This is a genomic window from Pseudoalteromonas sp. SANK 73390 (genome assembly GCF_054966645.1).
The window spans coordinates 25,388-37,368 of record NZ_ARPN01000138.1; the positions used below are offsets into that span (position 1 = coordinate 25,388).

Consider the following 11,981-nt stretch of genomic DNA (forward strand, 5'->3'; position numbering starts at 1 on the left):
AGATAGTGAGCAAAATTTGCTTATCCAGAGCTAAGGTTGATGAGCTCAATGGTTAAGTAATGCTTTTAATTTTGCAGGTTTAACTGGTTTACTCAGATAATGAATATGTAATTGTTTAGCTTGTTGCTTGAGCGATTCATCTCGCATAGCGGTAATAAGCACAGCAGGTGTTGTTGCTTGCCAAATACTCCGTAAAGTTTGAATGAGCGTAATGCCATCCCAATCTTCACTTAGTTGATAATCCATTAAAATAATATCCGGTGCAGTGTGGTGTTGGGCATACTCAATTGCTGGTGTTGCACCATTAAAGAGTTGAGCATGCATCTGCCATTTACTTAATAAGCTGCTCATGGCTTGTAGATTTTTAGGGTCATCATCGACGACGAGTATTTTAATTTGGGTGTTTTTTTCGTGGTCTGTCGTTTTAGGTGTGTGCATTGTTTTATGCTCTGCTAGTTGTGCATTACCAAACGGGATTGTGATACTAAAGCAACTCCCTTTACCTACATGAGATGTCACTTCCAGCTCAAGACTTAATAAATCACACAGCCGTTTTACCACACCCAAACCCAGACCAACGCCTTTATTATCATTACTATGAACGCGGTAGAAATCGTTAAACACCTTATTGAGTTGGTACTCACTAATGCCGGGCCCGGTATCCCACACTTGCAGTCTTAGGCTGTGTTTTCGGTTACGACAAGCGATGAGTACTTTGCCATGTTCGGTGTATTTAACGGCATTAGACACTAAATTTTGAATAATACGTCTTAGGTAAGTGGTATCACTATGCACAATGGCATGGTTACTACGAACTTTTAATTGTAAGCCCTTTTCACTTGATAAGATGGCATATTCATTAGCCAATGGACTGAGAATATCATCAATACAAAAATGTCTTGGCGTTGGTTTCATTGCTCCTTGCTCTAATTTGGCGATATCTAACAAAGAAGACATGAGGTGTACGGTTGAGTCCAAACTATCAGAAAGCTTGTCAAAATTGCCTTGGTCTTGATTATTAAGCTGCTTTTCATTAATCGCTGCCAGATATAGACGGGCGGCATTGAGTGGCTGCAAAATGTCATGGCTTGCCAAAGCTAAAAACCGAGTTTTACTATCGTTAGCTTGCTCCGCTTCTTTTTTTGCCGCCATTAATGCATGCTCGGTTTCTACCCGAGAGGCTATTTGTGCTTGCAGGTCAGTATTAATGGTACGAATTTGTTGTGTGCGCGCTTCAATGCGATTTTCTAAATCCATGTTTATTTCTTCCAGCGCATTTTGTGTGGCAATGTGCATGGTAATGTCAGAAAAACTGGTCACAAACCCACCTTCAGGTAAAGGGTTGCCACGCATTTCATATACTTGGCCATCACGACGGTGGCGAATAAAGTGGTGTGGTGTACCATTGCGCAAGTGTTGTACACGCTTCTCAACTAAACGCTCAATGCCGCCGGGGCCACATTCACCGCGTTGTGCATTAAAGCGGATCACTTTTTTGATGGGTAAGCCAACTTCCAAAAACCCATCTGGATAGCTGAACATTTCACTATAGCGTTTATTCCATGCTACCAAGTTAAGGTCTTTATCAACAACAGAAATGCCATGACTGAGGTTTTCTAATGAGGTATAGAGCAAGTTTTGATTAAACTGTAGGGCTTGGGTGGTTTCATCAAAGAAATTAACCACCTCTTCAAAGGCCATTTGTTTACCCGATGCCACAGTATGAATAAGTGCTTGTGCCGAGGATGCACCAAGCACACCTGTTAGTGCTCGCTCACAATAGGCAATAAATTGCGCATCAGGGTGGGCATTATTATCTTCAATGTTCTTGCCTTGTGCATATTGACTGAGCAGTTGGCCTGAACGTTGAATACCTAAAAATGTTTGTAAGAGTACTTTAAAGTCGTACACACTGGCTTTAATGTTTTTATCCAGCCGTTTAGAAAAGCGTGATTGTTCTTTAGGGTAAACAAATGCTGCAGCCTGAATTTTATCAATTAAGCGCTCGTGCGCTGCCAATGAAAAGCTAATGTAACAGGCAATATTTGCTAGCAGAGCAATGAGTGTGCCGCGTGTGATAATACTTTGCCTAAACTCATACTCAAGCGCAGACCCTGTGCCTACTACAGGTAACATTAAAAATAACGCCCAGCAAGTAAACCCAGCTAATAAACCTGCATATACACCGTAGGCATGGCCTTTGCGCCAATACAATCCGCCAACAATCGCTGGAAGTAATTGTGTGACCAAAGAAAACGCCACGAGTCCCATGTTAGCGAGTGCCTCTCCATGCCCAAACCATTGCTGATATAGGTACGCTAAAAGCAATATCGCGGCAATGGTTAAGCGACGGATCATTAAAATAGGGGTTTTGTAGTTACGCGTTAGTGCGCTGCGCTTTAGTTTTTGTTTCAATAATAATGGCAACACTACATCGTTAGAGAGCATAGTGCTTAATGTTAAGGTGGCGACAACAATCATAGCGGTAGCGGCGGATAAACCGCCAATAAACACAAAGGTTGTGATGATGGGGTGGTTTTGCATCAAAGGCAGCGCTAGAACAAAGCTATCAGCCGCGATGTTACTGCCAATTTGAGGGTGTATGGCGGCCGTGGTAATGGGAATGATCATGGCAGCGGTAAGTAATAAATACAGTGGGAAAGCCCAACGAGCCGTATTTAAGTGGCGGTGATTTTGGTTATCGACGACGGTTACATGAAATTGGCGAGGTAAACAAATAATGGCAGCTGCAGCCATCAATGTTTGTCCAATAAAGTTAAAATTAAAAATATCAAAGTTAAACCAGTGTGCAAAGTTTATTTCACTCTCTTGTGGTAATTGTATTAGAGCAATGATAGCCAGTAATGCAACAGCACCTAATGCTAAAAATTTAATAATTGATTCAAAGGCTACAGCCAGCATTAAACCAGAACGGTATTCAGTGACATCTACTTTTCGAGTGCCAAAAAAGATAGCAAACAAAGCCATGGTGAGTGTGCCAGTTAAAGCGAGTACATTGCCTGAAAGCTGCTCATCTTGCTGTAGTAACAAAAAACTACTGCTTAACGCTTTAAGCTGTAGTGCGATATAGGGAATGGTTGCGAGTAGCGCAATCATGGTGACCATCACGGCTGTGGTTTGGCGTTTGCCATAACGAGCGGAAATAAAGTCTGCAATGGTGGTAATATTTTGTTTTTTACTGACCAATAATAGCTTACGTAAAAAACCATGACCAAATAAAAACAGTAGCGCTGGACCCAATAAAATAGGTAAGTAATGCCAACTGCTCTGGGCTGCGGTGCCGACTGAGCCGTAGTAGGTCCAAGAAGTACAGTAAATGCCTAATGAAAACGCATACACAAATGGATGGTGGGTAATACGCATCGCCAGTGGTGTGGTTTTATCTCCCCAATTTGCTAGCCAAAACAATACGCCAATGTAACTGAGGGCTACGAGGATGAGAGCTACGGTCATTGTTCTTCTTATTCCATTTTGGATACTTTACCTTATCATAATTTTGTTTTGTGTTTGTAGGGTGATAAAAATATTAGGATATATAACCTTATGTTATTTATAGATATCCACCAAGTCAGCAATGCATTGAGACTAATGTCGTATAAGCGTCATATTTCATCTTATTTTGTCAGTATATTACTCTGAATTAAATTAAGTCTTTGTTATAAAACACTTTTTTGTTCTATTAACTTCTTTCAAGGTGCAGTTTACGTAAAGGTAAACCCATTGCTACGACTAAGGTCTCAATTTCTTCTTGCACACCCATTGCTAAGGTAAATGATGACAATTAACACCAACACTGCTCGTAACTGAGTAAGTGATAGGGGATAAAAAATGGCTTTTAAAGATGAACAACAAGCAAAAGCATACTGGTCAGAAAATCTCAGTTTAATGTTTAAACTGTTGGCAATTTGGTTTGTCGTGTCGTTTGGTTTTGGCATTTTACTGGTTGATGTGCTGAACGAAGTACGCTTTTTTGGTTTTAAGTTAGGTTTTTGGTTTTCACAACAAGGCGCAATCTACACCTTTGTGGCTTTGATTTTTGTCTACGTGTTCAAAATGAATGCATTAGATAAAAAGTATGGCGTAGACGAATAAGGGATAAAACGATGGATGTACAAACTCTCACATTTATTATTGTAGGTTTAAGCTTTGCGCTTTATATCGGTATTGCGATTTGGGCAAGAGCAGGGTCAACACAAGAATTTTACGTAGCAGGTGGCGGTGTGCCTCCCTTTGCTAATGGTATGGCTACAGCAGCGGATTGGATGAGTGCAGCCTCGTTTATTTCTATGGCGGGTATCATTTCATTTGCAGGTTATGATGGAGGCGTATATTTAATGGGCTGGACGGGGGGCTATGTATTGCTGGCACTGTGTCTTGCCCCTTATTTACGTAAGTTCGGTAAATTTACCGTGCCGGATTTTATCGGCGATCGGTATTACTCGCAGGTTGCACGGGTTGTGGCAATTTTATGTGCGATATTTATTTGTTTTACCTATATTGCAGGTCAAATGCGCGGTGTTGGTGTGGTGTTTTCTCGTTTCCTTGAAGTTGATATTGAGACCGGGGTATACATCGGCATGGTGATTGTATTTTTCTACGCCGTATTAGGTGGCATGAAGGGCATCACATATACACAGGTTGCACAATATTGTGTGTTAGTCTTTGCCTACCTTGTACCTGCTATTTTTATCTCTTTGATGATGACAGGGCACTTACTTCCACAAACTGGATTCGGTGGCACGCTTGCGGATGGCTCTGGCGTTTATGTGCTCGATAAACTCGATGGCCTAAGTGCCGAGTTGGGGTTTGCTCAATACACTGAAGGCTCAAAAAGTATGATAGACGTGTTTGCTATTACGGCAGCCCTGATGGTTGGTACAGCTGGCTTACCACATGTTATTGTGCGCTTTTTTACCGTACCGCGTGTAAAAGATACCCGCATTTCAGCAGCGTGGACATTAGTATTTATTGCCATTGTGTACACGACAGCACCCGCTGTTGCATCATTTGCACGGGTAAACATGATTGATACTATCAATGGCAAAGATGGCAGTGGCACTGTCTATGCTGAAGCACCAACTTGGGTAAAAAAATTGGGAAAGAACAGGTCTTATCGTTTTTGAAGATAAAAACAATGATGGCAAAATGTTCTATTCTGCAGGCAAAATTAGCGACCCAGCAAGTGCGAATGAAGTACAAATTGACAGGGATATTATGGTGCTTGCAAACCCTGAAATAGCAGACTTACCAGCATGGGTGATTGCATTGGTTGCCGCCGGTGGTATTGCCGCTGCATTATCAACCACTGCGGGCTTATTGTTAGTTATTTCAACCTCTGTATCACATGATTTACTCAAACGAACCCTTAAACCCGATATAAGTGACAAGCAAGAGTTATTAGCTGCACGACTCGCAGCTATGGTCGCAATTGTGATTTCTGCATACTTTGGTATTAATCCACCTGGATTTGTGGCCTCCGTGGTGGCATTTGCCTTTGGCTTAGCGGCGGCAAGTTTCTTCCCTGCTATTATTATGGGGATCTTCTCTAAAACGATGAATAAAGAAGGTGCTATTGCAGGTATGGTGACTGGTATCACCTTTACTGCAGCGTACATTATTTATTTTAAATTTGTGAGTCCAGAGCTAAATACCCCAGCCAACTGGTTATTTGGCATATCTCCTGAAGGGATTGGCATTGTGGGTATGGTAGTAAATTTTGCAGTTGCTGCTGCGGTACTCAAATTAACCGCACAGACACCTGTTGAGGTGCAAAATATGGTTGAGAGCATTCGCAACCCAAAAGGTTCAAATGCGGCCCAAGCACATTAAGTTTATAGATGTCTAACAAGGATAACCCAGCCCTTTGGGCTGGGTTTTTAGTGTCAGGATCTTATGCTGCACACGCGAATGATTGAAGGAGTGTCATATGACCCCAGAAATAGTAGAGGTTAAACAGTTTGTTGTTAAACAAATGCCTTTTAGCCAGTTGCCTGATGCTGCCAGTTACTTCTTTGCTACTCACCTAGAAGTGATTTACTTAACGCAGCATAATCAGCACCAATGGCTACGAGATACTCAGTTAAACTTATACTTAGTGCGCTCTGGTAGCTTTGATTTACTCTGTGCACGTGGTGAAATTGTTATGCGCTTAGCTGAAGGAGATTATTTCGGTTATCCATCATTATTAACAGGGGAAGCGATTAAAAGCCAATTAAGAGTAACCGCCCCAGGTTTAGTGTATGTGCTAAAAGCCGCTGACTTCGATTTTTTGCGCGCTCAGTACAAGCAATTTGAACAGTACTTTGTCAAAGCACATACAAATCGATTGTTGTCTGTGCATTATAAGCAAATACGTGATAGCTGGTCTGAAAAAAAAGTGAGCGAAGTTATGCACAAAGGTGCTGTTACTTTACCTCCTTGTGCGAGTATTTATGAGGCTGCAAAAACTATGAGTGAGCATAGCGTATCCTCTGTTATTGTAAGTGATAATAACAAGTTGCTAGGTGTGGTTACTGATAAAGACTTACGAAATCGCGTTTTGGCAAAGGCACTAGACCCAGCAAAACCTCTTTCTTGTATCATGACGAAGTCTCCCAAATACATATTTGAGCACAACCGGGTTTTTTCAGCTCTTCACTTGATGCTTAAGCACAATATTCATCATTTGCCGGTGTTAAATGAACATCTTGTGCCTTTGGGTATGCTCACAAGTACTGATTTATTGCGGCAACAAAAAAGTGATCCTGTGCAATTAATTGCAAAAATACATAAAGCACAAAGTGTTGCGCAGTTAAAGCTATTAGCGTCTCAAGTCCCATTATTATTAAAAAGCTTTGCTAATAATATTGATGATATGTCATTGCTTGGTAAGTTACTCAGTAGCCTTAGTGATGCATTAACATCACGTTTAATCGTGCTTTATCAGCAACGCCATGGCCAAGCACCATGTAAATTTAGCTGGATCTGTTTTGGTTCTCAAGCTAGAGAAGAGCAAACATTGCACTCTGACCAAGACAACGGCTTACTGCTTTTTGATGAAATAACAGATGAGCAGAAACGATATTTTGCTGGTATGGGAGAGTTTGTTTGTGCGCATCTTGCACAATGTGGTATTCGTACATGTCCGGGTAATATTATGGCCAGCAATGAGGCATGTCGAGGGACAATATCGCAGTGGCTTACGCGTTTTGAAACATGGTTACATGCCCCAACGCCCAAGGCTATGCTCAATTGTAAGATTTATTTTGATATGCGTTTTATTGATGGTGCAGACTCTCTTTATAGTGAGTTTGCGACAAAACTTACCAAGTTAGTGAAGAATGATTTGTTTTTTGCAGCAATGGCGAGCGATATCAATACCAATTCGGTGCCTCTTGGATTGTTTCAACAATTTAAATTAGAAAAAGATCAACAACAGCATAAGTTTTTGGATTTAAAGCGCAGAGGTGTTGTGATAATTAATGATATTGTGCGGCTATATGCGCTAAAAGCGCTCATTTATAAAGCGAATACACAGGAGCGCTTGGAAGCATTGCTTGATTCACAGCAGTTGAGTAAAAAAGATATTTATGACTTAAAAGATTGCTGGCGTTTTCTCACTCAATTGCGTTTAAAAACACAGTTAGAAAATGAACAGTTACCTGAAAATTGTATTAATCCAGAGTGTTTAACATCACTTGAAAAACATCAATTAAAAGAAGCATTCCATCTAATTAAACAAGCCCAACAGGCATGCGCCTTTAAATTTGCTCGTGGGAGTTTGTAATGACTTTGCCATACTGGTTACAAAGAATGTATCGGCATGCAAAGTTAAAACAGTGCGATTTTAAAGCATTGCACTATGTGGCTATGGATTTAGAGCTTACCGGGTTAGATGTTAAACAAGATGAAATTGTCTCAGCTGCTTGGCTAAATTTTGATAGCTTAAACATAAGCTTACACACTGCACAATATTATTTGAATAAGGAAGTAAAGTCATTGGCGCAAAGCCCAATTTATCATGGTATCGATGAGACAATGCTAGAACAAGGAGACAAGATAGAAAACATTATACTGCGTTTAGCTCAAGTCGTAGAGGGGCAAGTGTTAGTGTGCCATAACGCGGTGCTTGATTGGGCATTTATCAAAAACGCGAGTAATGTCATTGGTGTTGAAATCAAGCCCAGAGCAATTTTAGATACGATGTTGATTGAAAAGCGGCGTTTAACGTCAACAGGTCAACCAATTGCTGTTGATAGCTTAACTTTGTCGGCATGTCGAAAGCGTTATCAGCTGCCCGACTATCAGACTCATAATGCACTGGTAGATACTTTAGCCACTGCAGAATTATTGTTGGCACAAGTGAGTAGTATAAGTGCAGGAAAACGTATTAAATTAGCAGACTTAATGTAAAAAAAACTTCTTATTGCCCTTACACATTGAGCCTTGGTCGATTACAATAGCGCCATCTTTGGAGCTGTGCTCCTATAATTTTTTGCACTTAGCTGGATTTTCAATGTAATGACAATCAAACTGGCAATTAATGGTTTTGGTCGTATTGGTCGTAATATTGTACGTGCCTTGTATGAATCTGGACGTCAGAACGACATTCAAATTGTAGCGATAAATGAACTTGCAGACCCTAAAGGGGTTGCCCACCTTTTAAAGTACGATACTTCTCATGGTCGGTTTGCATTTGACGTTAGTCACCAAGCACCTTATTTAAATGTCGCAGGCGATAGTATTCAACTGTTTAGTGAAGCAGATCCAAGCTTATTACCTTGGCAAGCGCTAGATGTTGATGTGGTGTTAGAGTGTACCGGTGTATTTCATTCTCGCCAAGATGCCCAAAAACATTTAAACGCTGGTGCAAAAAAGGTACTTTTTTCTCAGCCTGCTGATGCCGATGTAGATGCCACTATCGTATATGGTATTAATGAAGAAGAACTCGCTTCGTCACACACCATTGTGTCTAATGGCTCATGCACAACTAATTGTATCGTGCCGGTTATTAAAGTACTGGATGATGCATTTGGCATTGAATCAGGTGCTATAACGACCATTCACGCTTCCATGAATGATCAACAAGTTATTGATGCGTATCACAGTGATTTGCGTCGAACACGTGCCGCAAGCCAATCAATTATTCCTGTAGATACCAAATTAGCGCGTGGAATAGAACGCATTTTGCCTAAGTTTCATAGTCGATTTGAGGCAATTGCTGTGCGAGTTCCTACTATTAATGTGACAGCGATGGACCTAAGTGTGACGCTGAACCAAGATGTTGATTTGGTTAAGGTCAATGAGGTACTGAGCAAGGCAGCATCGGGCCGTTTAGAAGGTATATTAAGTTATACCGAAGAGCCATTAGTCTCGGTTGATTTTAATCATGACCCACATTCTTGTATTATTGATGGTACGCAAACACGCGTTAGTCATAAACGACTAGTAAAATTGTTGGTGTGGTGCGACAACGAGTGGGGATTTGCCAATCGTATGCTTGACACCGCGGTCGCAATGCTCGCTGCGAAATAATTTATTTGAATAATGAAGTATCGTTTATAAAGGAGATGGTCCATGTCAGTCATTAAAATGGCAGATTTAGATTTAAGTGGTAAACGCGTTTTAATTCGTGAAGATTTAAATGTGCCTGTTAAAGAGGGCAAAGTGACCTCCGATGCCCGTATTCGGGCGTCTTTGCCAACAATTAAGTTGGCCCTTGAAAAGGGCGCTAAAGTGATGGTGATGTCACATTTAGGTCGCCCTACAGAAGGTGAATATGACGCTCAATACTCTTTGCAGCCAGTAGTCGATTATTTAAACCAAGCGTTAGAGCAAAATGTTCGTTTAGTGACTGATTATTTAAGCGGTGTTGACGTTGCCGATAATGAAGTGGTTGTTTTTGAAAATGTACGCTTTAATAAGGGTGAAAAGAAAGATGATGAGACCTTGTCTAAGCAGCTAGCCGCATTATGTGATGTATATGTAATGGATGCGTTTGGTACGGCTCACCGTGCTCAAGCATCAACACATGGCGTTGGCTTATTTGCACCGATAGCTTGTGCAGGCCCATTACTTGCTACTGAATTAGATGCTTTAGGCAAAGCGCTGGATAACCCTGCTCGCCCGTTAGTGGCGATTGTAGGTGGTTCAAAAGTCTCGACTAAACTCACCGTGTTAGACTCACTCTCAAAAGTAGTTGATCAGCTAGTTGCTGGTGGCGGTATTGCCAATACATTTATTGCTTCGGCAGGTTACCCTGTTGGTAAATCTTTGTATGAAAAAGATTTAATTGCAGAGGCTACAAAACTCACTGAAGCGGCTCGTGATAATGATGGTGATATTCCAGTACCTAGTGACGTGGTTGTGGGGTCAGAATTTTCAGAGACAGCAGTTGCAACCATTAAGAATGTAAGCGAAGTAACAGACGAGGACATGATCTTTGATATTGGTCCTGATACGGCAAATACACTGGCAAAAATTATTGAACATGCAGGGACCGTAGTTTGGAATGGCCCAGTTGGCGTCTTTGAGTTCGACCAATTTGGCAATGGTACAGAGGCAATTGCGAATGCAATTGCTAAATCAAACGCTTTTTCAATTGCAGGTGGCGGAGACACGTTAGCAGCGATTGATAAGTATGGCGTGGCAGATGATATTTCTTATATTTCTACCGGTGGTGGTGCCTTTTTAGAGTTTTTAGAAGGGAAAAAACTACCGGCAGTAGCTATGCTTGAGAAAAGAGCAAACGTTTAATGTTTATGGGCCAGCTTTTGCTGGCCTTATTTGTTTATGTCACTCTCACTTGGATGTGAACAAATAACAGTGGTTTTGACCACATTTAATTTATCCCGTTCAAACCAGATGGCTTAAGCCATCGACTATTGGAGAAAGCAAAATGGCTTTAATCAGTATGCGTCAACTTCTTGATCATGCAGCTGAGCATGGTTATGGAGTGCCAGCCTTTAACGTAAACAACCAAGAGCAAATGCGCGCAATTATGGAAGCGGCGGATAAAACTAGCAGCCCTGTAATTGTTCAAGGCTCTGCGGGTGCACGTGCTTACGCTGGCGCACCATTTATACGTCATATGATCTTAGCTGCAATTGAAGAATGGCCTCACATTCCAGTGGTTATGCATCAAGATCACGGTACTTCTCCTGCGGTTTGTCAGCGCTCGATACAGCTAGGTTTCTCGTCAGTTATGATGGATGGCTCACTCCTTGATGATGGGAAAACGCCTTCAAGCTATGAGTATAATGTTGATGTGACACGCCGAACGGTTGAAATGGCTCATGCCTGTGGTGTATCGGTGGAAGGTGAGCTTGGTGTACTTGGGTCTTTAGAAACCGGCGAAGCGGGCGAAGAAGATGGTATTGGCGCAGTAGGTAAATTATCACGTGAGCAAATGCTAACGGACCCTGAAGAAGCGGCTGATTTTGTTAGCAAAACTGGTGTGGATGCATTGGCTATTGCGTGTGGTACTTCACATGGTGCCTATAAATTTACGCGTCCACCAACAGGTGATATTTTAGCGATTAATCGCATTAAAGATATCCATGCGCGTATACCTAATACGCATTTAGTTATGCATGGCTCTTCATCAGTACCACAAGACTGGTTGGCTATTATTAATGAATATGGTGGAGAGATCCCAGAAACTTATGGTGTGCCAGTTGAGCAGATCGTAGAAGGGATCAAACATGGTGTGCGTAAAGTAAATATTGATACGGATCTACGTTTGGCATCAACGGGTGCTATTCGCCGTCATCTTGCACATAATCCTGCAAATTTCGATCCTCGTAAATTTTTAGCTGAAGCCACAAAAGCAATGACTGAAATTTGTATTGATCGTTATGAAGCATTTGGTACTGCGGGCCAAGCAGGTAAAATTAAACCTATTTCATTAGATGATATGCATTTACGTTATTTATCGGGTGAGTTGAATCCTCAGATCAAATAATAACTAAGTCTGCTATTAG

General features: G+C 41.4%; 7 protein-coding genes and 1 pseudogene. 7 read left to right on the top strand and 1 reads right to left on the bottom strand.

All coding sequences use genetic code 11. The features are described from left to right. Positions 1 to 45 precede the first annotated feature (45 nt). Positions 46 to 3,474 (bottom strand): PAS domain-containing hybrid sensor histidine kinase/response regulator, encoded by a 3,429-nt coding sequence (locus SANK73390_RS18485; RefSeq protein ID WP_462767866.1) that lies wholly within the window; start codon positions 3,472 to 3,474, stop codon positions 46 to 48. A gap of 375 nt (positions 3,475 to 3,849) precedes the next feature. On the opposite strand from SANK73390_RS18485, the gene SANK73390_RS18490 reads away from it, so the two are divergent. The 7 genes and pseudogenes from SANK73390_RS18490 (at position 3,850) to fba (ending at position 11,962) form a co-directional block, all read left to right on the top strand. Further along, positions 3,850 to 4,113, top strand: a complete 264-nt coding sequence (locus SANK73390_RS18490) for a DUF4212 domain-containing protein (RefSeq protein WP_261591992.1) — start codon at positions 3,850 to 3,852, stop codon at positions 4,111 to 4,113. 11 nt (positions 4,114 to 4,124) lie between these two features. Next, positions 4,125 to 5,850: pseudogene (locus SANK73390_RS18495) on the top strand (sodium:solute symporter family protein). 97 nt (positions 5,851 to 5,947) lie between these two features. Beyond that, the gene (locus SANK73390_RS18500; protein WP_462767867.1) at positions 5,948 to 7,786 is read left to right on the top strand and encodes a DUF294 nucleotidyltransferase-like domain-containing protein; all 1,839 of its coding nucleotides are present in this window, start codon (positions 5,948 to 5,950) and stop codon (positions 7,784 to 7,786) included. Further along, positions 7,786 to 8,412, top strand: a complete 627-nt coding sequence (locus SANK73390_RS18505; RefSeq protein ID WP_462767868.1) for a 3'-5' exonuclease — start codon at positions 7,786 to 7,788, stop codon at positions 8,410 to 8,412. Before SANK73390_RS18500 ends, SANK73390_RS18505 begins: the two co-directional genes overlap by 1 nt. A gap of 108 nt (positions 8,413 to 8,520) precedes the next feature. After that, positions 8,521 to 9,534 (top strand): erythrose-4-phosphate dehydrogenase, encoded by a 1,014-nt coding sequence (gene epd / locus SANK73390_RS18510; RefSeq protein WP_261591996.1) that lies wholly within the window; start codon positions 8,521 to 8,523, stop codon positions 9,532 to 9,534. A 42-nt stretch (positions 9,535 to 9,576) separates the two neighbouring features. After that, positions 9,577 to 10,755, top strand: a complete 1,179-nt coding sequence (locus tag SANK73390_RS18515) for a phosphoglycerate kinase (RefSeq protein WP_462767869.1) — start codon at positions 9,577 to 9,579, stop codon at positions 10,753 to 10,755. Positions 10,756 to 10,897: 142 nt separating this feature from the next. After that, positions 10,898 to 11,962: a class II fructose-bisphosphate aldolase gene (gene fba / locus SANK73390_RS18520; protein WP_261591998.1), complete on the top strand. Its 1,065-nt coding sequence runs from the start codon at positions 10,898 to 10,900 to the stop codon at positions 11,960 to 11,962. Positions 11,963 to 11,981: the final 19 nt, after the last annotated feature.